The 25,007-nt window shown below is 48.1% G+C and carries 17 protein-coding genes; 11 read left to right on the top strand and 6 right to left on the bottom strand.

All coding sequences use genetic code 11. The features are described from left to right. The first annotated feature begins 21 nt into the window (after positions 1–21). A complete protein-coding gene (locus tag LEPBO_RS0133285) occupies positions 22–2,025 on the top strand; it encodes a spermidine synthase (protein ID WP_017291923.1) in 2,004 nt (667 codons plus the stop codon). On the opposite strand, the gene LEPBO_RS0133280 is transcribed toward LEPBO_RS0133285, so the two are convergent. Then, positions 2,022–2,588: a tetratricopeptide repeat protein gene (locus tag LEPBO_RS0133280; protein ID WP_017291922.1), complete on the bottom strand. Its 567-nt coding sequence runs from the start codon at positions 2,586–2,588 to the stop codon at positions 2,022–2,024. The two genes, LEPBO_RS0133285 and LEPBO_RS0133280, sit on opposite strands and share 4 nt — an antisense overlap. A 199-nt stretch (positions 2,589–2,787) precedes the next feature. Here LEPBO_RS0133280 and LEPBO_RS0133275 point away from each other — a divergent pair, with 199 nt between their 5' ends. From LEPBO_RS0133275 to LEPBO_RS0133240, 7 genes are all read left to right on the top strand, one after another. Then, positions 2,788–3,069 (top strand): hypothetical protein, encoded by a 282-nt coding sequence (locus tag LEPBO_RS0133275; RefSeq protein WP_144056455.1) that lies wholly within the window; start codon positions 2,788–2,790, stop codon positions 3,067–3,069. A gap of 19 nt (positions 3,070–3,088) precedes the next feature. Further along, positions 3,089–3,529 (top strand): hypothetical protein, encoded by a 441-nt coding sequence (locus LEPBO_RS0133270; protein WP_017291920.1) that lies wholly within the window; start codon positions 3,089–3,091, stop codon positions 3,527–3,529. Between the two features lie 16 nt (positions 3,530–3,545). Then, positions 3,546–5,840 carry a hypothetical protein gene (locus LEPBO_RS0133265; RefSeq protein ID WP_017291919.1) on the top strand — a complete coding sequence of 765 codons (2,295 nt, stop codon included), beginning with the start codon at positions 3,546–3,548 and terminating at the stop codon, positions 5,838–5,840. Between the two features lie 6 nt (positions 5,841–5,846). After that, entirely contained in the window at positions 5,847–6,347 is a 501-nt protein-coding gene (locus LEPBO_RS0133260) for a hypothetical protein (RefSeq protein ID WP_017291918.1), read from the top strand. Positions 6,348–6,424: 77 nt separating this feature from the next. Next, entirely contained in the window at positions 6,425–16,924 is a 10,500-nt protein-coding gene (locus LEPBO_RS0133255; RefSeq protein WP_144056454.1) for a hypothetical protein, read from the top strand. A gap of 214 nt (positions 16,925–17,138) precedes the next feature. Further along, positions 17,139–17,420 (top strand): hypothetical protein, encoded by a 282-nt coding sequence (locus LEPBO_RS0133245; protein WP_017291915.1) that lies wholly within the window; start codon positions 17,139–17,141, stop codon positions 17,418–17,420. A gap of 102 nt (positions 17,421–17,522) precedes the next feature. Continuing rightward, complete coding sequence (locus LEPBO_RS0133240) at positions 17,523–17,813, top strand: hypothetical protein (protein WP_017291914.1); 291 nt, start codon at positions 17,523–17,525, stop codon at positions 17,811–17,813. 249 nt (positions 17,814–18,062) lie between these two features. Here the strand turns inward: LEPBO_RS0133240 and LEPBO_RS42690 are convergent, their stop codons facing one another. The 3 genes from LEPBO_RS42690 to LEPBO_RS0133225 all read right to left on the bottom strand — a co-directional run bounded on the left by LEPBO_RS42690 (position 18,063) and on the right by LEPBO_RS0133225 (position 19,348). Beyond that, positions 18,063–18,311 (bottom strand): hypothetical protein, encoded by a 249-nt coding sequence (locus tag LEPBO_RS42690; protein WP_144056453.1) that lies wholly within the window; start codon positions 18,309–18,311, stop codon positions 18,063–18,065. Positions 18,312–18,463: 152 nt separating this feature from the next. Then, positions 18,464–18,757, bottom strand: a complete 294-nt coding sequence (locus LEPBO_RS0133230) for a hypothetical protein (protein WP_017291912.1) — start codon at positions 18,755–18,757, stop codon at positions 18,464–18,466. Between the two features lie 9 nt (positions 18,758–18,766). Then, entirely contained in the window at positions 18,767–19,348 is a 582-nt protein-coding gene (locus LEPBO_RS0133225) for a hypothetical protein (protein WP_017291911.1), read from the bottom strand. Positions 19,349–19,461: 113 nt separating this feature from the next. Here LEPBO_RS0133225 and LEPBO_RS44690 point away from each other — a divergent pair, with 113 nt between their 5' ends. Further along, positions 19,462–19,587 (top strand): hypothetical protein, encoded by a 126-nt coding sequence (locus tag LEPBO_RS44690; RefSeq protein WP_263970855.1) that lies wholly within the window; start codon positions 19,462–19,464, stop codon positions 19,585–19,587. A gap of 100 nt (positions 19,588–19,687) precedes the next feature. On the opposite strand, the gene LEPBO_RS44205 is transcribed toward LEPBO_RS44690, so the two are convergent. Further along, positions 19,688–21,388, bottom strand: a complete 1,701-nt coding sequence (locus tag LEPBO_RS44205) for a bifunctional DNA primase/polymerase (protein WP_017291910.1) — start codon at positions 21,386–21,388, stop codon at positions 19,688–19,690. Between the two features lie 349 nt (positions 21,389–21,737). After that, positions 21,738–23,870 carry a helix-turn-helix domain-containing protein gene (locus tag LEPBO_RS42685; protein WP_017291909.1) on the bottom strand — a complete coding sequence of 711 codons (2,133 nt, stop codon included), beginning with the start codon at positions 23,868–23,870 and terminating at the stop codon, positions 21,738–21,740. Positions 23,871–24,079: 209 nt separating this feature from the next. On the opposite strand from LEPBO_RS42685, the gene LEPBO_RS0133210 reads away from it, so the two are divergent. Together LEPBO_RS0133210 and LEPBO_RS0133205 are read left to right on the top strand one after the other, a co-directional pair. Then, a complete protein-coding gene (locus tag LEPBO_RS0133210) occupies positions 24,080–24,454 on the top strand; it encodes a hypothetical protein (protein ID WP_144056452.1) in 375 nt (124 codons plus the stop codon). A 30-nt stretch (positions 24,455–24,484) separates the two neighbouring features. Continuing rightward, positions 24,485–24,850: a GIY-YIG nuclease family protein gene (locus tag LEPBO_RS0133205; protein ID WP_017291907.1), complete on the top strand. Its 366-nt coding sequence runs from the start codon at positions 24,485–24,487 to the stop codon at positions 24,848–24,850. Positions 24,851–25,007: the final 157 nt, after the last annotated feature.

Raw genomic sequence — 25,007 nt, 5'->3', positions numbered from 1 at the left:
AACCTTGTTTAGGATTAAGTCGTGATTATTAAGCTTTTATTCTCTACAACCGTTTTCCTAAGTGCCTTTCTGCTCTTCTGGCTTGAGCTATTCTTTGCCAAATTGCTGCTACCAAACTTCGGAGGTGGATCTGCAATTTGGACCTCTTGCCTTGCTTGTTTTCAGCTACTACTCCTATTGGGGTATCTTTATGTACATTGGGCAAATCAGCGAAAGAAGCTGACTCGTCGATTAGCATATTTAGTGTTGATTATTCTTTCGCTTTGGGATCTGCCAATTCATCTCAAACCGTGGGATTTTGCCGGACACCCTTCGCTACAAATCATTGCTATAATTCTTGCCTCGATCGGGTCGCCGCTAGTCGTGCTTGCAATGACTTCCTCGATGCTACAGGGGTGGTTTGCTACACCTGACCGTAAGCCTTATTTCTTATACGGAATGAGCAATATGGGTTCTCTGGCTGCTCTGATCGCTTATCCATTTGCAATCGAGCCAACATTCACTTTGAGCTTTCAATCGATTGCGTGGTCACTATTGTTCGTTCTGTTCCTCGGACTGATGGAGGCTTGTCGAATCGTGAGCCGCAACAACCAAGCTTCAGCCAAAGTTACGCATCAGTCCGATCCAAATCATCTGCGTCTCCAGTGGCTGTGGCTCTCATTTGTGCCCTCAAGTTTACTCGCTGGGATAACAACTTACACCACCAGTGATATTGCACCGAGTCCGATCGTCTGGGCAATTTTTCTAGGGCTATATCTCACAACGTTTATTCTCGTTTTTCTGCCATCCCCTTTTCTGTTTCCGACTGAAGTTAAACCAATTATCTTAATGATGGTGATTTTATCGCTTGGGCTTTACCATATGAGCGGCTCTCGCATTTCACCTCAGCTTTTAAGCTTAAACATTGTGATTTTTCTCGGAGTCATTTGGTCATTTCATAGTGAACTTGCTCGGCTACGCCTTCCAGCCGCGCAACTGGCTGAATTTTATGTGTTTGTTGCACTTGGGGGATGCCTCGGTGGATTGTTTAATGCCTTGGTTGCACCATTGATTTTTCCTCGATTGATCGAGTATCCCCTGATGCTAGCAATCTCTGCCGCATGGTTGAGATTACCGGATGAGTGGGCAAAGTCGTGGTTCAACCCCCTCTGCCGAGTGCAAGCTTTGCCTGCCTTTCGATATGGCATTAGCATCTGTCTCGCTATGTTAGTTGTGATTCCAAGACCAGAGCCAAACTTTGATGTCACAACCGTTGTGCGAAGTTTTTATGGAGCTTATCAAGTCGGGCAAACTCCGACCGCTCGCATTTTGCTGCATGGCTCAACCGTACATGGTGAACAAAAGCTTGATAAATCGCTCAGCCAGGTTCCGGGCAGCTACTACAGTTCTGGAAGTCCGATTGATGATGTCCTGCAAACGATTAGTGATCGTGCTCATGTTGCCGTTGTAGGTCTAGGAGCGGGCGAAGTTGCGAGCCACAGCAAGCCACAACAAAACTGGACGTTCTACGAACTTGATCCATTAATTGTTGAAATTGCACGATCGTCGTTTACATACTTATCTGAGATGCAAGCCAATCACCGAATTGTTACCGGAGATGGCAGGCTAGAACTTGACAAATCAGCAGAGCAGTACGATTTGATTGTACTTGATGCGTTCTCATCAGATGCCGTTCCGATGCACCTGCTCACGATCGAGGCTCTAAAGCTATTTCAATCAAAGCTCAAACCAAATGGGACGATCGTTTACAACATCACGAATGGCTACGTTGATTTAGAAGAACCACTAGCACAGTTAGCATCAGCAGCAGGACTTCTTGGCACGATGCGTCAAGACCGCAGAGATTTTGGCGATCGAGTTGAAGTTGGCTCTCCCAGCGATTGGGTCGTATTAACTTCTAACCGAAATCAAGTCGCCATACTTAAACAGCATCAATGGCGTGACCTTCAACGCGGAGAGATGGCAGTCTGGCGCGATGACTTCTCAAACCTCTACAGTGCATTGCGTCGTCACAAATCTAACTAGCGACGTTTGTTCGCATCGAGTGCTGTTGCCGACGCGCTATTGAAGCACGCCAGAAATCGGCGTGAATCTTGACAGTTATTTCCGATGCAGCAGTCATCGACAAGCTTTCCTCTTAGCAATAGTCTCGGAATGTAGTCTCTTCGCTGCGTGATTTGTAGTCCAACTGAGTGCCGCGCTAATGCCTGCTGATAATCTCCGCGACGTTGATACAATTCCCCAGCTCCGAGATAAGCTTTGTCAAGGTCTACATACTGTGGAAAACGAGCGATGACCGCTTCGTAGCTCGATAGTGCCTTATCGTCAGCAGCTCTGGAATTGAGACCTCGCAGCCATCCTCCTTTGTAGTAAAAATAGTCAGCTCGCTGCATCTGAGCTTCGGGCGTATTCATGTCTTTAAGTTCATCCATTCGACTGACTTCTGATAGCTCTTGAACTCCTGCCACAATAAGTGCGAATGGGAGCCATGCAAGTCCCAGCAGAACGATGCCAAGTACGCCAACGAGAGAAAGAGATGATCGTGGCGCGGAGTCCTTCAGAAGCAAGTAGAGAAAAAGTGAACGCATGGCAAGATGGGGACGATTGACCTTTCCATCATGTCCTCGAATTGGAGAAATGTCGATGTGATTCTGTACAGAAGTGGAACAATAACAAGTATAAAAACATAAATCGTTAGATAGGGCGCTGTCGCGTTGCTATCAGCATCATCGATAATATGAGCATTCGTGTTAGCGAATTTGTATAAAAATCATCTGCATACTCTGTATGAACAATTGCTCGATGCCTGCATATGACTCTACTGATCAAGCTCTTGTCATTCATCAAGTCAGCTTGATTCGTACATTATCAATTCGCTTTGATGGGGTTGAAGTTTATCGGATTGTTGATGGAGTGGTGGAAGATGAGCGTAAGCTGAATCCCGCCTATCAACCATATAACATTACGATTCAAACGGATGCACGCGACGAGCCGATCGTGTTTGTATGGGACGCAACTCAAAATATCTCGGTTAACTCTTTATCACACATCGCGATCGTTGGATTTTGAGCAGTCAGGAGAAGTTAAGATGTCTGATTCGTTGTGGCAACAAATTATGCAGCAGGTTCGGCAGCACTCCGCTCCTGAAGTGATCGAGCAATCCTTAGACGATCGCGATTGTGAATCGCTTAAGTTGCCAAGTATCTCTCAATCTGCGATGAGCGTTCTTGAACCTTATGCCGAACTGGTTTGGGATCTCAATCAGGCTCGACAAAAGCCGCCGTTTCCGCCTGCTTATGTCCCCAAATCAGTCACAATTTTGTACGAAGATATGCCGTTTATTCGGTGGGAAGATGGACAATTCACGCTGATCCGAAATTGTCCGAATGCCTACCACCCTCGATTTACGGAGATTCAATTTGACGATCAAACCGCACTGTTTCTGGTATCGGGCGAAGCAATCGTGAATCGAATCGGAGCAATGGCAACGTTTGCCGAACAGCTAGAGCAGGCAGTCGTTCAAGGATAGCATTTTGGAGGTTTCGATGAGTACGTTTGAAGACAAATTAGCGACTGGCAATCCGAATCAACCTGCAACTGATCGTGTGCTTGATGAAGTCGCTAAACGCCGTGGTGTAAGCCGCGACGACCTCAGCAATCTCAGAATCGAATATGGAAGTCGAGGAAGAGTCGTGTATGGTAATACAGTTCGGGGCGATCGCACTGGATCGCATAGTTTAATCGATGACACGATTGCAAACATTATTCTTGCCGCATTCAACAATTCGCCCGATACTAATGTAGTCAATCATCCAGGAAACCCATCAATTCTCATCAAGCTTGGCGATGAAGTTCTGCTGCGCGAGGAAAAGAGTGGTGCTACCTCAGTTAATCTACTTTATCAGCCTGAGCGTGAGTTCGAGCCTGCCATCCAGCAATGGATGACTACACTTTCTCCTTCAACACCTGAATTTCAAGCAAGCCGGGTGATTAACCAAATCGCACTGGCAATGAACACTGATCCGCAAGTGCTAGCGAATGAAATTGAAATTCGCAAAGTTGGAGAGGTTGTGTACGGGTCCGGCGGCGAGACAAATCACATTGACTCATATTATGCAAAGCAGCTTTTATCGCTTCTACAGCAAGACGTGAGTGCAACCCCTGCGAGGTCGGTTGGAACACTTCGCCCAGACTATCAGATTTTTCGCGGTGATGTACTGCTACTAGAAACTCAGTGGAGTCTAAGTGGCGGTGAAGAGGTATTGATTAACCAAACTGGATTGCAGCAGTCCATTTCTTCGATTCTTGAAGTTGATCGATCTGCACCATCGGATCATAATTGGGCAATCAGAGCCATTACTGAACTCGAACAAAAAACACTAAGCACTAAGCAAACCGAAGGAACAAGACACACGATTTCCATCTTGCGAGATACACGAGTTCGACTGAGTGAGCTAGAGCATCAAGATCGTGCTGTAGATGCTCAGGAACTACAGGAGATCGTCTCAGAAATCACAGCAGGCGCAGATGTAGAACTCGATCGATTAAATGATTACTTAGCCACGAATCAAAACGAACATGGGATTCCACTTTCAACTGATCAAATTTGTCAGATTGCAGATGATCTTCAATCGATCAACCTTGCGAAAGAAAGTTTAGCGGCGGACATCGATGCCATTCTCGATCAGAGATCGCAGAGCACGGTGCAAGCATCGCATCCTAGATCTGAACCCACGATTTCTGAAGTCGTTGAATCAGCCAAAACTCTTGTTAATCCCTTAAACGAGCAACCCTCAAAACTTCATCGGTTTGAGGTTGCAGGCTATACTATTTCACTGTCACCAGAGGGGGAGACTGATCGCTTAACGATCAAATACGGTGACAGAGTGCTTGTTGAAGCGATTGGTGCTCAGATTCTTTCTGAACCAGACACACCTCAAGCCGCACAAGAAATTCAAGGATGGACCCGTGACGCAGCAGGCGTGTTTCAACTGGAAACTCGAATCAAGCAGGAGCCTGTACCCAAAGAGCCACTTGGCGTAAACGTGCCAGCATTAGAAGTCACACAAGCTGAACTGGAGCGAATGCCCGAAAATAGTCCCAAGCGATTTGTCCAGTCGTTTGTTCAGTCGCTTCAAACGCAAGTTCAATCGATTCAATCGCAAATCGCACCGCTTAAAACAGTACAAACATGGCTTCAAGCTGGAAAAAACTGGTTCGCGACTCGCTGGCAGGACGCACAGAACTATCGGGCAGCCCAAGCAGCCCATCAGTTGTTTGTTCGCGGGTATGTTCGCACTGGAGAAGATCGCTATCGCCACAATGGATTTGCGGTAACTCATACCGGAAACAATGATTTTCGAGTTAACAATCCTGAAGGTGAACTAATCTTACGCTTTCGCATTGATGCAGCGTCTCAAGCAATCCATGTGACTGAAGTAGCAGCAGGAAGAATCAATTCGGAGCTGATTTCAACGCTCAAGGCAGTACAGCCGCTTGAAGTCGTGCGAGGCGGTGATGTAGCCGAACGGCTTCATTATGTCAACAGCTTGAAATTCGCGGCGATCGCAGAACGAAGCTTGCAGTTGCAGGCAAACTCGGTTTTTGACGGCAACTACTACCGGATCGAACGTAACGACGATACTCTTACCGTTACAGCCCAGCATCCACGCCCTGAACTTGATCAATCTCGAATTCTGCTCACGGTTCGGAAAGGGCAAATTGTTCACTCTGCTCTTTCGCAGCATGATTTTGAGCGGCTAGATATTACTCCACAACACAATCCTCAACGGCAGTCTTCTCAATCTACACGACAACGACAACAAGTTGAGGTTGGGTGAATTCCAATGAACGACATTGCTTTTGAACAGTCTCCGTATGAGTCATTTCTCAATTTTGGGACAGCTTGGTGTCCAACTTGGAGCGAGCGGAGCCGAGGCTTTCATTGGAACTTAGTGTTAGCACCCCCCCGCACCGTTAAGATTGAGTTTGAAGATGACTACTGTTTACTCTTAGTGCGACGAGTTGAATGGCATCTTCAAGATTGGATTGAGCAATATGGGGATGAGATGGGTGTTGATCCTCGCGATCGTGAAGTCGTTAAGCAAGCGACACTACAACTGATTGAAGCTCGATTGGGCATTGAACAACTCGATTCAAGCATGAGCGATCGTGCCATTGCAACCGCGATCGTGAAGACAATCCAAACAGACTATAGAACTCATCTTTTTCCGCACACTCTACTGTTCCCCGTTACAACGCTTAGAGCTACGGAAAGTCGAGATTTTGCAGACTGCATTCGGTCTGAAATCACTTTTGACGGTTGGATTCTCGAAGCTATTCCTTAACAATCTATCCGTTCAGTCCCTGTATTTACAAGCTAGCTACTGTGATCTAGCTCGTTCTTCGTTTAGGTTGATTTATTATGGTTGCCCTACAATCTCAATACGCTCCACGCAGTCGAGGAACAGGTATCGACACGGTTACACCAACCAACATGACCACAGCACTAGCACTAAGCCTTGATCGCGTGGAGCAAGTCACTGGGTTAAATGTGGATACTTATGTCGCGACCAAACTAGGAATCGATCGTGAAACGTTACACGATCGATATGCTGCTGAACAGATTGATACCTTAGCGATTACCTACCTCAATCTAGAGCGTGGCAAGGTTACGCTCATCGGTAACGATACAGGCACAGGCAAAGGGCGGATTGTTTGTGGATTAATTCAAAGTGTGATCGCACCGATCGCACTGCCTGACGTATCGCAGCTCTCTGAATCAGAAAAAGAGCAAGCGATCGCTCAAATCATTGAGACCGCGCAGACGGCAAGCCAGAATCAGCAAATTGCGGTTTTTCTCACTGCTAAGCCAGAGCTATACGTGGATATGCTGGGGCGCGATATGGTGGATACGGGAATCAAAGACCGCATTCGTCCTTTCTTTACAAATGCAGGCTTAGATTTAGAGCTAAAAGCCCCAGATGGTCAAACGCTAGGATTTATCCGCACTGGAGGATCAGCCGAGCGATCGCGAGAAATGCGACGGCTAATCAATGAATTTCATAAAACGGGAAAGATCGGTGACTATAACGTAGTATTCACAACCTACGATCAACTGAAAGAGAAAGGCTCGATTCGTCGTCAGTTTATCGAAGCGATCGCGCCTGCTGCAACGTTTATTCTCGATGAGTGTGATTTGGGCGGCGGTGCATCAGGACCACAACCTGAGTTGAACGCAAGTCAAAAAAGACAGCAAGCGGCTGGTGGTGACATTCGGAGTACATCTGGCTTTCTCACTGAAGTTGTTTTGCCAAACAGTCGTAACTATGCACTATTATCTGCAACTGCGTTCAAAGATCCATATGTTCTGGCTCGATTACTCTACCCGAAAAGTGAGATTCAGCAAACAGGATTATCTGCTGAGGCGTTAGCTTCGACACTCGTTCGGCAGGGTACTCCCGCCCAACAAGATTTCACCTCTAAGCTTGCAATGGCGGGGGAACTCGTTCGATTAGAGAAAAGCATGGAGGGGGTCGAGTTCACCAATACGTTAGTCACGGTGAATCTCACCAAGTTTCAACAGTCGATCGAGGTAATGCGGCTGATTGTTGAGTTCGATCGCGCCAAGCGGCTTGCAATTCACACCCTCGAAGAAGCCGCCTACGTTCGTGCTGAACGAGTCAAAGCTGTTGATGCAAGTGCAGGTGAAGCTTCAGTTACGAGTACCTTGTTTAGCAGCACTGCCTACAACTTTGCTCAGCAACTTCTATTCGCGCTGTCGAGTGAAAGCATTGCCAACAAAGCGATCTCTGAAATTGAAGCCGGACGAAAACCGATCGTCGGCTTCTACAATACAATGCAGTCAGCGCTAGAGTTTTACCTAGACGCTCAATATGATGAAATTTTTGAAGCCATCAAAGCGGACTATCGGGAGCAACATTTCGATCTCATTCGCGTTGAGCATCCCGATGTCGCCCCGGATATTTGGGAAGAGATTTTTCAGAGTCAATATCTTGGAGCGATCGTCGCTGCGGCAAAGAGCGAGTATCAAGCCTGGATTGCTACCAATCCGGAGATTGGTCTCAATGTTGGGGATTTACTGTTGCGGCAGCTTGAAAAGTGTCGCTGGGTGACGATCGGGGATGCTTACGGCGAAAAAAGTCGCTACCGCATGACCGACGATGAGTTGGGGGTTGGCGCGATCGAAATCGTGAATCAAATTCAGCGGCGAGTCGAAGCACTCGATTGGTCAGGCATTCCAATTTCACCGATCGACGACATTCTGCACCGCATTGCCCAACGCGGCTACTCGATTGCTGAGATGTCCGGGCGAAGTTTGGGCTTGGACTACAGTAGCGGCACGCCTCGGCTGAAAACCGTAAATGCAAGCGATGTACAGGTTCGCACTGATGCGAAAGCCGCTTTCAACAATGGCACGTCTGACGCATTGATCACAAACATTACAACCGGATGGAGCGCTCATGCGAGTCGAACGTTTCAAGATCAGCGACAGCGGGTTTTGATTGTCGGACAAGCGCACCCGGATGTGAATAAATTTGTGCAATTCTTAGGACGAGCGAATCGCACCGGACAGCTTAACCCAGCGAAGCATTCGCCCGATCAAATCGAGTCTGGACGACCAACTTGGGGAAGAGTCACAGAGCGTTACGACATTCCGGGCGCGTTTGGACTGCCTCGATCTGAGCTAATCATAGCCGAAGGGATTCCATATGTTCAGCGCATCGTATCTGAAATTAACCGCAAAATGGATTCGCTCAATGCGAATACAACTGGAAATCGCCAATCCGCCCAATCGTTCGACGGTCCAAGCTTCTCGAACTCAGCAGGCGACACGGTTGCGGCTCAACTGCTGAAAGATGATGACGAATTGAACCAAGCACTCGATTATCCGCTAGTCAACTCTGAAACGAATGACGGTGCTGCAAAAAAAGTGACTGGACGCGCCATCTTTCTGCCGCTCGAAGAGCAAGGACGATTGTTCGCAACCTTGACCGAGCGCTTCAATGCCTACATTACTCAGCAAGAAGCGCTCGGCGAATCTCCGCTCGAACAAAAGACATTGAATCTCGAAGCACGGACACAGGAAAGATTGGAACTCATCGAAGCCCAATCAACTTCACACCTGTTTGGCGGAGCCGTTACTGTCGAGCGAATGTTAATTAAAGCACTGCGAAAACCATATTCCAGCGAACAGATTCGCGACGAGATTCGCTCTCGCTTAAACCTCGACGACATGCCCGTGCAGCCCGACGACTTTGCTGCTGGATCAGCACTGCGTGAAGCCGCAGGTGAGCAAGTCGCGACGCGGCTTGATGACGCTGACGAGCGAGTTACGCAGCAGCTACAAGACTACGAGCAAAAACTCGATCAGTTGGCTCAACGACTGTTGCCAAAAGCAGGACTGCTTCGAGATCGCACACAGTTAGACTCGGACATTAAGGCACTTTCTGAACAGAAAGACGAGCCAGTGGACAAGGCAGTAAATCAGGAGATTAAACAGAAACAAGCTGAATTAAAAAAAGTTGAGTCGAAACTGAAGAAGCTAGAAAAAATTGAGCAGGATCAAGCAACGCTGAGATCGCGCAAACAAGACATTGAAACCCGCTGGAAATCGGTCAGAGCGTTGATTTCGGATTATTCGCCAGGGCAGTCAGTTTCGATTCGGACATCGAACGGAGCAATGCTCGGAATTATGCTCGATTGTCAGCGCAACGAAGGCGTGAAATCTCCGGTTGCGGGGAGCGCTTGGAAACTGACGATCGCGGTTGTCGATAGCAGTCGTGAACTGACTCTCACGATCGGTGACGTACTGCCCCCATCTGGACGCATCACGCTGCAACCAATGGATTTTGGCTTAAGAGCCGATCCAAACACCGGAGATATTGAACTATTGCCTGTGCCAGCGCTATTTGATCGAGCACAATCTGAGACGCATGAACTGCGCGAAATGCTAACGGGCAATTTGCTCAACGCCAAAAACGGGGGGAAGTACGTTAGCTTTACTACGGCTCAGGGTGTCGTTCGTCAAGGCATTCTGCTACCAAGAGAATCAAACGTTGAAAAAGAGCTTGCCTCAGCCCCGATCGTGGTCGCCAATTTTGCTCAAGCTCGACAACTCATCAGTGAAGGAGCGGTGTTACGAACCCCGGACAACTTAACGCTGCAAAAAACCAGCCGGATCATGGACGATAATACGCGCAGAGCCGGAGTGGAAGTCGCAGTTAGCGCGTCTCGTCGCGGCGGTGGACACTACTATACCGATGTCGAGCTACTGAAATGCACACTGAACCGCGAGGGCAAACCAGGATTTGCAAAGCACTCCGACAAAATGAAAGCCTTTGTTCCCGATGAAAATTTAGAAGCTTTTGTCAAGCTTCTATCCCAGACAGGCACACCGCTACAAGTGACTCAGAGCGCGTTCAAGGAACGCGCTCGCGAAGTAACCGGACAGGAGTTAAAAACATTTGCAGCCATTAGCAACGATGACTTAGGCATGGCTGAATTTCAAATTCCAGTTGAGCAAATTCGCGCTGAAATCGAACAGCATCGTCTGAAAAACTCGACCCTCATTGCAGAGTCGATCGACGAAATCGACGATGAACGGTCCGACATTGACGTACTCATCGACGCTTATCAACAGCATTTCGCGAACGGCAGTCAGTTTCAAGATATCCGGCAGGCTCGGCAGTTTGGCATTGAACAACTAGAGCAGTTAGGACGCAGCACGAATTTTCTTGATCGCACGATCGAAGAATGTATCGAGAGCGGCATCGTGCAGCAAGCAAAGCAGCTTGCCGAAGCCCATCGTGCAAATCCCTTGGCTGCCTTTGATGCTTTGGTTGAACTCTACGAGCGGCAACCGAATCTCTCTGCTCGAACCAGCGATAGTATTTTGTTGCAGCAGTATAGTACTCCGGTTCCATTGGGGTTACTGGTGCAGGAATTAGCTCAAATTCAGATAGCTCAGACGGTTTGGGAACCGACAGCCGGAAACGGTGCCTTGTTGACGGCAACGACGCGATCGACGCAAGTGTTGGCAAATGAAATTGATTCAAGCCGCGCAGAACGGCTACGAAGTCAAGGGTACGAAGTCACCGAGCGTGATGCGACCGAATTTAGATTACCGACTCAGGTAGACGTAGTAGTCGCAAATCCTCCGTTCGGCAAATCCGATGATCACACGGGAAGCCCGAAACAGTGGGAGGTTGATTTAGGCAATAACCCAGCACCGGGAACTCGTGCTTATCCGACCACTCAAATGGATCACGCGATCGCGTTTAAATCCTTAAGCGCAATGAACGATCAAGGTCGAGCCGTGCTAGTCCTTGGTGCGCCAATGGATCAAAAAGTTGGTAGGAATCCTTCCAAAGCCTACAACGGCAGTGACAAGCGAGCCTTCTTTTTTACGCTGTACAACAACTACAATGTCACGCAGCACTTTACTGTTTCAGGAGATCTCTACGGCAAGCAAGGCACTTCATTTCCCGTTGATGTCGTGGTCATCGAGGGGCGAGGCAAATCCGCGCTACCCTTACCCGCTGCCCAAAATCCACCCGTGTATCGAGAGTGGGCACAATTAAGAGCGGTTTTGGCAAAAGCGCTAGAACGCAATGGAACGATTGCCGCACCTCAAGTTACTCGCAGCAGTGAACGACCTCAAGCAACTAGATCTGCAAACATTGAGTCTGAAATCGCGCCATCGGATATAACAGCACCTGAGCAAGAATCAGAGCAGTTAGACAATCTAGAAAGCAATCCAGGAGAGGAAAATGAGGCTGCGACAAGTTCTCCACGCCGTTCGTCAAGAAGCCAACCGAACAATCCCACTTCGATCGATCTTCCGGTTCCAACTGTTTCAGAAAGTACAGCGATCGAGCCGCCAGAATCACTTCAGATTCCCCGCGAGCAACTGTCGCTATTAGAGAAACAAGCTACAAGATTTTTATACGACTCTGGAATTGCAGAAGCAATTTTAGAGGGCGATCAGTTTGAGCTTGGTGTGGATCACGAAACTTATCAACCTCTAGCAATTCAATGTCAGGAAAATCGCTTGTCGTTCACACGCTGTCGAGAGATTGATGGTGATTTTATCTTAGATAGCGAAGCAGTGTTCCAAATTGAACCGACAGGACACCTCCGCTTTGTTGAAGTCGCATCGCCACTTCCCACAGGTCAAGTGGTGCGAAGCCCGGATCGTGCATTTGCAATGTCCCTGATTCGGGCATTGTACGACGGTGGCTTTGTCGAAGCTACCCAAGCCGCTTATGAGCGATCGCGCCCAGAAGCAATTGCACTGCGGCTCGCAAATTCAATCCGCAGTCTGCTGGGACGTGACATAAATACTGTGCTGTCCCGACAAGTCGAAATCGATGGTCTTGACTATGTTTTCGAGTCAGGACGGATGCTTGTTCCAGGTAGCAGACGATTTTATGACTTTATCAGTGTGATTGATATTTCAGAATCGCTTGCGCGTCCAGTATTTTCCGTTGAAGATATGGACAATCAGCCGAGCGCGACTGTTTTTGATCAAACCCATCTCAGACGACTGCGAGCCGAAATCGAAAGCGAAGATTTTGTCGTATTTCTGCCAGGTGAACCAAATGCGCGATCAATGGCGATCGAGGAACTGGTCGATAACAGTGCTGTTTTAGGGGCGAATCGCCTCAACGAGCTATCGATCGTCAGCGAAGCAGTGATTCAGTCGGCTGAAACGGCAAGCGCGGGCGAGAGAGAGATTGCTGCCAAAGCACATCAGCAAGTGCCAGTCATAGCGTTTGAGCAAACCCCTCAGCAAGTCGCATTAGATCGACTTTATCGTTTTCTTGCAGGAGACGACAGTAACGCTGTACTGCCATTGACAGAAGAGTTAACCGAGCTTGAGCAGCAGCTTGCAGCAGCATGGCGCGAAGACTGTGCAGACGTAGTTAAAAGCGTTGCCGATAAAGATGCGTTCCTAGATTTTAATCCGGCAGCATTACCTTATAGCCCGGAGGTTGAGCCAATTCTAGACCGCATCGAACGATTGATTGAAACTTTGGACTGGTCTCCGCCTAAGCCGTGGGCAACGGCACAAGGGATTAGAGGGTCTGACATCGCTCGTCAAGTAGCACGGCTCATCTATACTGCTGATCGAAACCAAGTGTTTTCACAGTCGTTTGATCGACTGCGTGAGTTTATGTTGAATGACCCTGTGCTTGGTATGCAGTCAAGCGTTTTAGCAGGAGCACCAGACTTAGAAACCGCGCAAGCCGTTTTTGAGCAGCGATTTGATCAGATCCTGAGTGATTGGCTCAGGGAGAATCCCGATCAGAATCAGCGCTACCATCGCCATCTACTGCTTCCAACGGAACAAGCAGCGGTTCGACAACAGCTACGCGAGGCGTGGCAAAACAGTATCGGAATCACGAGTTCAGCCCCTCTGACCGAAAGTGCAAATACAAATGATGCGATTTCCGAGCGCGTTCAGCCAGCGACCACACTGGCTGAACTTCAAAATCGTTATCCTAGCTATACCTTTGATCAAAATCGCAGTAGATTGGATCGCTATTCTGACATTACGCTGTTTGTATATGATCCTGATGGAGCGCTTGCCGCTCATGTCAATGTTTCGCAGTTTGGAAATGTGGCTTATGCTAACGCACAGCAGCAAATCGAACGTCATGAAATACTGCGTGCTACTGAACCATTTCCAGCGCTTAGAGCAGAGTTTCCAGCACTGCGCTTCGAGCAACGCCTCAGCACCGTTGGGATTGTAATTGATGCGTTTAGCAAGGAAACTCGCGAACGGGTGACGATCGGCAGGTTGACCGATAAAGATAACAATCCCACGCCTCATCAACTGGCTGAGTTTATTGAAAAGCTCCGCAATCTAGGCTACTCGACTGGCGTGAAACAAGATGCGACTGTCACAGATCCGGTCGCAGAAGTAACCTCGATCGTGCTCGAAGACAACATCCTTGAGGCACTGCGGAAAATCGAGATATTGCCGTTTCCGCTCAATCACTATCTTGAGGAGAAGATTGCCACTCCGGATGCGATCGTACTCATTCAAAATCCAGCGCTCGGCTGCTATGAGTGTTTCGGTGAGATTGCAACATCTGTAGCTCGATTGACAGGCGGACAGATACGAACAATGGAGGTTGAAGATTTAGAAGTTCCGTTTAGCCGATTCCCAAAGTCAAGACTTGATCAAGTGGTGCAACAGCTGCAATTTCAACAGGAAGTGGTCGTTGCTCACGGAAAGCATGATCGCGACATATTCCCGATCGTGCTTCTAGCTCCGGAGGAGATGCCCCTACTGAGCGTGGATCAGCCCACGCTCAGATATGAAGGCGGCATTGTTGTTTTCAATCGGGAAGAAATTGCAGCGATCGCAGAAACATTCGCTCAACAGCATCAGTATTCTCGTGCAGAACTGAGAGACAATTTAAGCCGCATTGTGTCTACTGCGCTGCCTGCTCAACAAATCGAAGCTGCGGTCACAGCGTTGCTTGATGATGACTGTCGAGGAACGCAATTTTCACAGTCGTCACTCAACATATCTACACCCAGCGCCGAGCAGCAAGAATGGGAGGCGTTTGTTCAGGCAAATACCAAAACGTATGGTCGTGGAGAAAAAACTGCGTTAGAGCGCTTCACTCAGATTCAAACTCGCATTAAGCAGACTTTAACCCTGCCAGATACCCTCGATCGCAAAACCGTTAAACTTTCACTGCAAGCACTCAAGGAAGCGGTTGCAACAAACCAAGGGCAACAGGTTCTTCGCAATCTGACGACAGACGAAAATGCTCATGTCGATGGAAGCACTTTGGCTTTGCGCCTAGTTCAAGAGGCTTCTGAAATTCGTCGATCGTATGTCGAAGCAAAAATCAATGCGATTGAACCACTGTTACAGGATTTGCAAGCACGCTATTCTGAGTACCGATTTCATCGATCGAACTGGGCAAAAACCGAAGGCGAAGTTTATCCCTACATCAACATTTGCGATACCGCCGATCAGCGCGTTGCTTCAATTTACTTTGTTGAAGCAACGCCAAAGTCAATTGAAAACGCTGAAGCGAAACTTCAAGAACATCGAGCCACTGTTGTTCAATCGACTCCACAACGAGAATGCGATAAAGTACCTGCGGCTGCGATCGATCAAATCCGCCATCATCTCAATCAGCTCGCTGAGATCGTCACACGCATTGACGCAGCACAACAGAATGACCAACAGATAAACGCCAACGGTCGCTATGAATTCGAGGCAGTGGGCGGACAGCAGCGCGAGCAGATCGATCGCACGATCGCGATTGCCACTGCCGCGTTTGACCAATTCCGAAATCTCGCTCCCACTCGCAACATTGATGCTGATCGCGTATTTGCTGAACTCGGTGGAATTCCAACTGTACCTGCATTATCTGAACTATCACAGGCTTGGGCGCAACAGCATTCTCATGCCCATGAAATACCGTTAGAGCACCAAACTCTCACTCCAGGTTATGCAACGATTGAAACAACGTGGGGAGTATTAACAGCAACCGTTACGCCCCGCAACGACGACTTCTTGCAAGTTGAGGTCATTGGTTCGACGGCAAATTGGCATGAGTATCCGAGTGAAGTTTACATCGGCTATGTCAGCGTTGACGAGTGGAGCGAGATGGACAAGAATCTGAGTAATCTCAGCGCTTTCGCTCAGTTTGTGATCGAAGACCGACACACTCAGTTTCTCCATCAACTTGACCAAGAGCGCGATCGCATTCAATCTAACCTTGAGCGATGGCTTAATGGTCAGCCTGAAATTGAACTTGAATCTGTACTTGCGTCAGATCAGGCGCGTGAGGCTTTGATTGATCGGTTTCAATCGATTTATCCAGAGCGCGATCGCGTTGATTTAACGGTTGAGTTTCGTCGATTAGCGATTCTCTCGATTCTCGCGCCCGATCGTCTAGTTGAATTCATGCAATCCGCTTCGCTATCTACTGCATCAGATCTAGAGCCACAAACCACACTATTTACGTCTGTAGAGAATTCTAGCGAAGCAGCGCAGCCCGACGAGCAGCAATTAACCCTACTGTCGTTAGACCAATGGGCAATGACTGACCAATTCACCGATTGGGACGACCCAGCCACACTTCCAACTCCCGTCAATGAAGAAACTACACTCGCGCAGAATTCTGAGATACAATCGTCTGTTCTTTCGCCTGCGAATCTCAAAGAAGGCACAAACCCGACTGAGGAAACGGGTCCTCAAGGAACTGGAAGAAGTTCTGAAGAACTGCATTCGGCAACACAAAACACTGTAGAAATTGATCGGCAAATCACGTTGCCTGATGTTACCGAGCCTAAAGTTCAATCAACGTTATCTCCTGCCACTCAGACAGTTCTTGCAAGTCAAGTTGCGATCGAGACCATCAGCGCAATTAATCCAGAGGCAGCAAATCAACTGGCACCAATGCTACAAGCACATGATTCATCGCCGACGCTAGAGCAGATGCGGCAGTGGTGGAGACAAGCCCTCGAAATTGGTCGTCCACCTGAGCATTTGCAGAAAATTAAAGAAGTCGGGATTGCGGTGAAAACAGGCACTGGTCAGGCAACCACAGAAGATTTAAGCCAAATGCAGCGTGACCAACAGAAGTGGCAGCAAGTCAAAACGTTGGTCGATCAAGCACACCGATTTCTTGACCAGATTGGCAAAGACGAGTTCCAAAAAGATAACTATCGGATTCAGCGCTCTGGCAACCAACTGACCATTACAGACATTAAAGAAGGTCGGGGTGACATTGTTCGAGTGGATGGAGAAACACTCCGATCTAAAGTCATGAAGAAAGATGTTGAGCGATTCGCAACAGTTGATAAACTGGTGCAAAAGTTGCATCGAACAACTGCAAGTGCAGCGATCTCGGAGCACAGTTCATGAATTCTCTTTCATCGGTCTGTGATGCGCTTAGCGCTCCCTGTATTCAATCGCTTCGAGACGCAAACGCAGGAGGAATTTGTACAAATTTTTCCTGCTATCTTTACTGCAAATCTGAAGATGGATTTAATCTTAGAATGTTTTGGTGTTTTTGTACAAAAGTGCTAGCCTTGAGGGAAGAAGACCATTTTTCTGCTGAAGAAGCGAGGCAAGGCTGATGTACGGGAACAACGAGTTTTCCGCAGAGTACCAACAACTGATGGATCAGTTCGCGTCACAGATGAGCGACCTGGAGCGTGATCTGCTTCAGCAGATTCAGCGTTTGAACTACGAAAGCGCGAATGCTGCGATGCGTGAACGAGTTGCAGACGCTCAAATTCTGGCAGATTATCGGTTAGATCCACAGATCGGAGCGCGAACCGCAGCCTATCAAGCACGAATTCGCCAAAGTTATGTGAATGGCATTGATCGCGGTTATCAATCTGGCATGAGTCTATAACTCTAGCTCAATCATGAGTGATGAATGAGTATTCGGGGAAGCTGTTGAGCAGGACACGATCGATGCTGATTCACCACTCAACCTCCTACTCGCTTAAGCTATATGGATTTTCTTTGCGAAGTCTTTCTCGAACAGGACTGGGACGATGCTCAACAGGCACAGCAAAAGCGTGATCTGCGTGTAGCTGAACTCGAACATCAGGGCTGGCAATGTACGGTAGGATTGTTTTACAACGTCTTGACTGGGAGCCGCATTTATTTAGTAGAAGCGACTTTACCGCCTCCGCTCTCGTCAGAACTGACACAGCCCCAGTCTAAGCCTCGGTCTCACTCGCTGCGTCCTCAACGCGCAACGCCGACAAAGCCCCGTTCTGCTTCCTATGAGAATCGTTAGAGCTACTTGATCGCGAAAGAGTGCGAGCAGCGGTAGCCTCGCTTCCCGTAGGGTTCGCTGTGCCAGAAGTATCGCATCAATGCCGCTACGTTTGAGATATCTCAAGCTTCCCTCAAAGACCAGGCTTACTAGCGATCTAGTCTTCGGGGCAGGGACTACAATCTAAGCTAGAAGAAAATACAAACCCCATACCAATGTCGAGTGCCGTTCCAACGATCGGAACGGTTTTTTTGCTTAAGGAACAGCACTTCAGCCGAGATAAATTTCGCCTCCCTGCTCAATAATCTGCGCGATGCGTTCTCGAAGGGCAATTGCGGGCAGAACAAAATGAGCAATGGCATTCGGCTGGGGAGCATCGAATTGATTTTCTATCAGATATAAATAACCTAGCTCCTGGCTCTCACAAGCCGTCATCCAACCATATTCTGGATCTTTTATTGTGATTCCGGTATGAGTTAAACAGTACGCAACAGGCGGGGGCAACTGAGGAGACTTCATTAGGATGCGTGAAAAGGGCAATAAAACTATATTACCTAAGACCAAGGAGCAACTACAGCAGCGGTAACTTTGATAATTCTGCTGCATCTGTGAATCGATCGTACATCCAGGAAAACGCTGCCTAGACGCTTCGCGTCACGTGGACAAGCGGCTCAATCAATCTCTCCTAACGGTGTATCAAAGATTTGAATTCCTGGCTGTTCTAGCACAAACCCCACGTCGGTCAGTTCCCCCATTCTCCCCGTGATGATCGCCGTCCAATTTCGATACTGCTTAGTCCCCTCGACGAGGTTGTTCCAGATCCTCGGTCGTACACTCACGCTGATAATCGCACTGCCGGTATCGATCGTAAAACTGCGCCAGTCGTTCTCAACCACAAGCGCGTCGGGGAGTTGCGTGATTTTAATGGTTAAGGGATCGAGCGCACCCGGAATCGAGGGCATCATGCACCTCCCTTAAACTGTAGCAGGAGTGCTCAGCTTGTAGTGTGGCGGCTTGTCCTGAACCTTCTCGGCTTTGCCTGCTCGAATGGCGTGCATTAACGTCGCTCCCAAGGTTTTTCTCGCTCGCGGCAGGTCGGCTTCATCGAACTTGTCATAGAGGGCTGCAATCAAGTCATCGGTTGTATAAATTCGTGCTGGGTCTTGCTGCATGACTTGAACGACCGCATCACTAAGACTGATACCCTTAAACTTGCGCTTCAGTTGCTTGGCATCAAATGCTTGGGGTTGGCTTGACTTCTCTTTTGCTTCGGTCTTAGCTTTCTTCGTACTTGTTCTGCGAGAAGGTTGGGTCGGCGTTTCAGTTGCCGCCTGATCCAATAGTTTCGTCACAGATTCAACGATGTCCTTTGCGGGGACGACTTCGACTTTTGGTGCTTCCTTAAGCAGGGCATTCAGGGTTTGAATGGCTTGATCGACTTCAGCACTCACGGAAGATGCGATTCCTGACACGATCGTTTCTCGATCGTTCATCAGGCGCACTCGCTCTTGTTCGAGATGCTTTTTCGTTTCATCGCTTAACACTGCGTAAGACATAGCGGCTTGTTCAGAACTAGATTGGTTTGATTGTAGTACTAGGATAGTCAAAAGAATGACGGCGAACCATTAAGATAGTTGAGACCTTAACCGCTGTTATTACGCTAAGCCTTATGTCTGATTCATTCGACAGTGCCGAAGATGCAGAACTCGTCCAAGCTGTTCAGGAAAGTCTACAGCAGATGTCGAGCACGTCCCGTGTGCCAGAGGCATCGAGCTTGAACACCCGCAGGATGTAGCCGCAATTCAACAGCTTTATCAAAAAGCGCAAGGATTGCTCAGCCATCTTTCTCCTGATCCTCTGACCGTAGCGCGAGTGACTGGCGTATTGCTGGTTTATCAATTACCGGGAACAGACCCAGACGAAGTGACATGGTTTGAGTCTGAGCTACAAAACTCTTCAGACCTGGAATCGATCGAGGAGCTAGTGGATTCCATCTTCCGCCCTGATGCGCTGTAGTCTTGAAGAGCTTGCAGCCAGGAGATTGCTTCTGCTATCAAAATTGGATCACTAGATAATAGATAGCTGTGCATACGTTCAACCTGATGAGAAGTTGGCATTGCTGCTGAATCAGCGTGTTGTACTGCGCCTTGGATCACATCATGCCAAGCTTCAGCAACAATCGATCTGGGTGGAAGAACAGGACTGATTGCATCGAGCACGTTTCCGTGTGGCGCAGCTATCGCGTAAGGTGCTTCGTCCGAAGAATTACCGCCATTACCAGGTAATAAGCTTGGAGGGCTAATGCTCGTAGTTTCAACACAATCCTCTGATTGATTGATGCTCGATTCTTCAGTTTCCAGACTTAAGAACTGTGGATGCCAGAGATCTTTATGTCGATAAAGCGATCCGCCTCCAATGTGGTATTGCAGCAGTTTCTTAAATCGTTCAGTTGCTTTACTGGGTAGAGATTCTTTGTTCAACAAATCTGCGATCGCGTTCCGAATCTTTGATCGTGCAGATTCCGATTGCTGTTGATTCCAGTCTGGTAATTCACTGATGTGACGATCGTGGTTTTTGATCTGAGCTTTGTATTTTCCATTCGCATCGCCATAATGAAAGTAGTAACTAGCTTCGACACACCGCGCCCATTCTGCGGCTCGATGCTCAATCTCATGCTGATGCCGACACCATTCTTCGTATCCCGGCAGCGATCGCGCGACTCGCACAATTTCATCGATCAGGGCTTGTCCGCTCAACGGCTTGCCCCCTGCAATGACATGATGAAACACATACGATCGCATGGCAATCCGCCCCAAAAGTCGATTGGTTTGTCCATGTCCTGTCCAGCCAAGTTCAATTTCTGCATTCAAGTCATTCAGATACTTATCTGCCTTGCCAGAAATGCGAAATTGCTGGCGACGGAACTGCTTTAGGACACGCTTAATTGCGCCGGAGTTGATTGTGTTGCGCGATCGAGCAAAGTTCCAATGCTGTACAAATGTGGTGCGATCGCTCCAAATCGGTTGAAAGTCTGAATTTAACAAGTAGGAGCCGATTTGCAGGGGCAGCCGATGAGCGTTGAATAAACTGAAACTGCCATCGTTCCGATAGAGTTTAGGATTTGGAAAGATTTCAAGTTGTCCCAGTTTCACGATGAACCCTGCACTTTCAAGCAAAACGGAGATCGCGATCGCGCACTGCCAAGAGCTTTGTGGCTCCTCAAATGGAAGATAGATATGTAGTCCACCACTGTAGCTCGAAGTACAAACAAGATAACTGACCAGCCCCAGTGGTTCTAAAGCGCTGATCATGCGAGCGATCGCAAACGGATCTCGTTTCGGGTGATAAGAGCTGCCTGCATCGATGTCGAGCATCGCATATTGAGTTTTTGTCCCGAAGCGCACACCGTAGAGGTGAGACCCTTGAGCGATTTGGCGATCGCTCAAGGGGTGACGGCTTTGTGTCTGCCAATTTGGAGTGTGTGACGGCTCTGAATAAGTTGCCCAAATGTAGTCATAGCGATGAGGGAATAATCGCAGAAACAGATCTTCCGACTCTTGAATTGATTGAAAGATAGGTGAAGAAGTTGATAACACAGGACTGACGCAGAATGATACTGAAACCTGCAAGGCAAGCAGAACGACTGCGCGGAATTATGACAGATCCAATTTTTCGGCGTTTTAGTGCGGATCAGTCTTGATCAGACTGATCAGATGTCATAAAAGCCCCGAAAGCCTTATAGCATCAAGAGTCCGAAAAAAGATTATGGGAGAATTTGGGGTAGATCATGGGAGAATACGGAGCTAAATTGGGAGAATTTGGAGTCGTTTGTCATAAGCATCAAATGCCCGTGTGATACGAGTTTAAGCTCGATTTTGACCGTTAAAATTTTTATGACAAGCTCGATTTATGACAATCAATTGAGCGCAAAAATCTGGCAATTAGTCATAACTCCAATACGCGCCGGAGGGCAGTTTCAAGCTCAGGTGTGATCGGACGCTTACTCGACTCGATTTTAGCAATCAGACTTTGATCCACATCGATCGTTCCCGCCAGCTTTGCCTGAGTCCACTTTCTGGCTTTGCGAGCTGTTTTCACTTCAGAGCCGGTCAGTTTTTCCGTCGCAGAATTGCCGCCTAACTGCTTCTGTCGAGGCTGCTTTGATTGAGTCAGTGCTTCCATGCGTTGAGGAATCGGATTCGGTGGCTTAATCACCAGTTTCTGCTCTAACCATAATTCAATCCAGCCCTTTGGTTTACGTCGCTTTTGATCTGGATTCAACCATTCTGGAAAGGGTTTCACGTAGAACATGGGGGTTGTGTCTGGTTGTCCACTTGATTCTGGTGAGTAGTCTTCTGGATGCCAGCCTAGATTCAGGAGAAGTTTGAGTGCGTGATTCCAGCGATCAAACAGCGATCGTGATTTTTCGCTACTTTGTCGGGCTTCTCGAACTGCACTTTCGGTGAGAACGGCTTCAAGCAGCGATCGGACTTTATATTCATATGGGTTGCGATCTCTGGCTCGAATCCGAACATCTAACGTCAAATGAATTGCTAAACGTAGCGTTAACTCATCGTGATAGGGATCAAGTTTGAGAATGTTCAGCGCAAGATAGCCGAACTGGTACAACGCTTCCTTTGCTTTACTTCCAGCTTGATTCAGGAAATGTGCTGTCCACAAGCCCGGACGTACTGTGATGTAAACCTCATTGGGCTGCTCGATTTTGCCAGTGGTTAAGTCAAACTGTCCATGTACATCGATCAGAACTTCCCACATCCTGCCAACCGGAGTACTTGCATCTAGTTTTTTGTTGCCTCGTCCTTCAATCCAGACGGCTTTAACGAGCAAGCAAGATAAGGCATAAGCAATGCTGGCAACTTCATTTCGCTTCGTGGGTAAGGTCGAACTATGATTTCTATCCCAACCCAATTCAGCTACAATATCACTGGCTTTTAGGGTAAACGTACTTTCCCACGGCTTCCCTTGACGCATAGCGTGAGCCGCGAAGATGAATTGCAATTTTACGGTATTGAAGCCAAACTTGTTGATGATTTGTTCGGCTGCTTCCCAGGGTAAAGCTTCAATGTCACCCGGACTTGTAATGTAGTGTTCGAGAAAATTGCTTTGATTTGTTCTTGACGCATAGCGAAAATGCGCGATGCCGCTGGCATCTGGCTTCCAAAGATCGGTTTGAAGCTGGGCTGAGATACTGCTGACGATCGGTAAACCTGTCGGAATCGCCGCGATCGCATCGACCTGTGATAGCCGAACTTCGGTTGGAGGAGACGGCTTTTCAATCTCGCCACTGTGCAATCCGAGGAGTTGCGCCAGGGCAACCAACGGATAGTTTGGTAAATCTAGATCGCTCTGAATTTGGTTGACCAGCGTTTGGGAATAGAATTCTTCAAGCCGATGGATCTTGCTTTGAACGGAGATCGAATTCTGCCCAAATAGATAATCAGAAAGTTTCTGCTGTAGCACTTCTGGCGATTCAGGAGCAGACTCACCACTATCTACCCGCTTCAGGTCTTCGAGCGCCCAGACAACTAAATTTGACCAAATCTCCTTTGCTGCTTCTTCCCAAAGATGGCGTTGCTCAAATATCGTCTCGACTAGCGATTTAACTCGGCTCAGCAGCGTTTCACCTTCAAGATTGGTTCTGATCGTTGCAGGAACGCTGTCATTTGCAATCACCTCAAAGTAGGGTAGATTCGTCTCGGTCGCAGATGAACCGCTGGTTGAATTAGAAACTCGCTGCTGATAAATCGTGACAAGTCGCTGAGTCAGTTGAACTGTAACCAGATCGAGTAGCGGCGATCGAGTTTTAAGATATTGAGCTGTAACTTTGATTTGTTGGGCAGTTGGAGGAACTTGAGCAACTCTTGGTAAGACAGGCAGTGAACTGTTTACATCTAGAGAGTCAGCCATATCAGGGATAGCGCTGCTCGCCGAGTTCAATTCGAGTTCTTGTGGGTTCTGTGGATGCCCGATCGACAACTGAGGCAACCCGTCTGGGGCGATTGCTTGTTTCGGTTTACGGCTCTTAGTGGCACGACTGCGAGAATTGCCCGGTTTCACGGCTCGGTCTCCGATCGTCAGAAATTTTTCTCAAAGTATTTGTGTCTATGCTACCACTCCACTTCCTGCAACTTCTGAATCGGTTGCGTCGAAGCGCAAAGCTGAATACGAGCGTGAATCAGAAACCTTTTCGATGCGATAAAAGGTTCTACCATATCGAAAATGTTTTAATCGGCTCCTGGAATCGCAATTTTCGATATGATAATGAAATGAATCACGTCGAAAATATTTCCGTAAGCCCTCATCTCCAAGCGGAACGTCGTCGGCTGCTTGACGCGATCGCGCAGATCCGAAAATCTGGCGAAGTTGCACCTGCATACTACTGGCTTTCGCCGCAAGTTGAAACGAAGGAGAGTGGTAAGACCTATGAGTACATTAAGCTCAACGTCAAAAAGCCGGGAGACATGAAGGTAAAAGCGCGATCGCTCGGTAAACCCGGCAGCGAAAGACATCGAGAATGGCAGCAGGCTCTGGCGCGTCGAGATGCGATCGTGGAGCTGGAGCAACAAATTACGCTCGTTGAGAATTTGCTCGATCGCCAGAAAGCGCGATCTGCGATCGTGACCTTACCTCAAAACGGGTAAAGATATCGGAATTAAAAAGAGCAGCGTTTTATGAATGATGAGCTTCGAGCAAAAGCGGACCGAATGCTTGCAGTCTTGTACTCAACCGATTTCGATCGCGGTCATCCGATCACTAAAGAGCTAGAAGGATTGCCCAGCCATCCTGGAATCTATGCGATCAAGCATAGATCTGGAGAAATTCTATATGTTGGAAAAGGAAAAGGATTGAGAGAACGTCTGAAGAATGGGCATAAGGCGTTTTTCTGGGCTTGGGTTGAAGGCATTCAAACAGAGGAGGTGTCGATCGCTTTTGTTTCCCTTCCGTTCGAGGATTGGTTACAATCGTTGGAAATAGAGGTGTTGATCCTCCAAAAGCTCAGACCACGGTATAACTCTCAAATTAGGCAGGAAGAGTAAAATGCTTCAGCAGCTTAAGACAGAAGAACATCTTTCACCGGAAGTTGCCCAAGCCTTTTTGGAAGGGCTGCCGATGCACGTTCGAGAAGCATTAGAAGCGAATGCACGAGACATCAATTACCCGGTGTGGGCTGTGGTCGAGATGGCAATCTCCGGG

Source organism: Leptolyngbya boryana PCC 6306 (assembly GCF_000353285.1).
Taxonomy (GTDB): domain Bacteria; phylum Cyanobacteriota; class Cyanobacteriia; order Leptolyngbyales; family Leptolyngbyaceae; genus Leptolyngbya; species Leptolyngbya boryana.
The sequence above is the reverse complement of the archived record's forward strand: the minus strand, read 5'-3'. Positions and strand labels throughout refer to the sequence as shown.

What these genes read in the sequence shown, in the direction of transcription:
- LEPBO_RS0133280 (WP_017291922.1), bottom strand. Translation starts at nt 2,588, where the DNA reads ATGCGTTCACTTTTTCTCTACTTGCTTCTGAAGGACTCCGCGCCACGA.
- LEPBO_RS0133275 (WP_144056455.1), top strand. Translation starts at nt 2,788, where the DNA reads ATGAACAATTGCTCGATGCCTGCATATGACTCTACTGATCAAGCTCTT.
- LEPBO_RS0133270 (WP_017291920.1), top strand. Translation starts at nt 3,089, where the DNA reads ATGTCTGATTCGTTGTGGCAACAAATTATGCAGCAGGTTCGGCAGCAC.
- LEPBO_RS0133265 (WP_017291919.1), top strand. Translation starts at nt 3,546, where the DNA reads ATGAGTACGTTTGAAGACAAATTAGCGACTGGCAATCCGAATCAACCT.
- LEPBO_RS0133260 (WP_017291918.1), top strand. Translation starts at nt 5,847, where the DNA reads ATGAACGACATTGCTTTTGAACAGTCTCCGTATGAGTCATTTCTCAAT.
- LEPBO_RS0133255 (WP_144056454.1), top strand. Translation starts at nt 6,425, where the DNA reads ATGGTTGCCCTACAATCTCAATACGCTCCACGCAGTCGAGGAACAGGT.
- LEPBO_RS0133245 (WP_017291915.1), top strand. Translation starts at nt 17,139, where the DNA reads ATGTACGGGAACAACGAGTTTTCCGCAGAGTACCAACAACTGATGGAT.
- LEPBO_RS0133240 (WP_017291914.1), top strand. Translation starts at nt 17,523, where the DNA reads ATGGATTTTCTTTGCGAAGTCTTTCTCGAACAGGACTGGGACGATGCT.
- LEPBO_RS42690 (WP_144056453.1), bottom strand. Translation starts at nt 18,311, where the DNA reads ATGAAGTCTCCTCAGTTGCCCCCGCCTGTTGCGTACTGTTTAACTCAT.
- LEPBO_RS0133230 (WP_017291912.1), bottom strand. Translation starts at nt 18,757, where the DNA reads ATGATGCCCTCGATTCCGGGTGCGCTCGATCCCTTAACCATTAAAATC.
- LEPBO_RS0133225 (WP_017291911.1), bottom strand. Translation starts at nt 19,348, where the DNA reads ATGTCTTACGCAGTGTTAAGCGATGAAACGAAAAAGCATCTCGAACAA.
- LEPBO_RS44690 (WP_263970855.1), top strand. Translation starts at nt 19,462, where the DNA reads ATGTCTGATTCATTCGACAGTGCCGAAGATGCAGAACTCGTCCAAGCT.
- LEPBO_RS0133210 (WP_144056452.1), top strand. Translation starts at nt 24,080, where the DNA reads ATGAATCACGTCGAAAATATTTCCGTAAGCCCTCATCTCCAAGCGGAA.
- LEPBO_RS0133205 (WP_017291907.1), top strand. Translation starts at nt 24,485, where the DNA reads ATGAATGATGAGCTTCGAGCAAAAGCGGACCGAATGCTTGCAGTCTTG.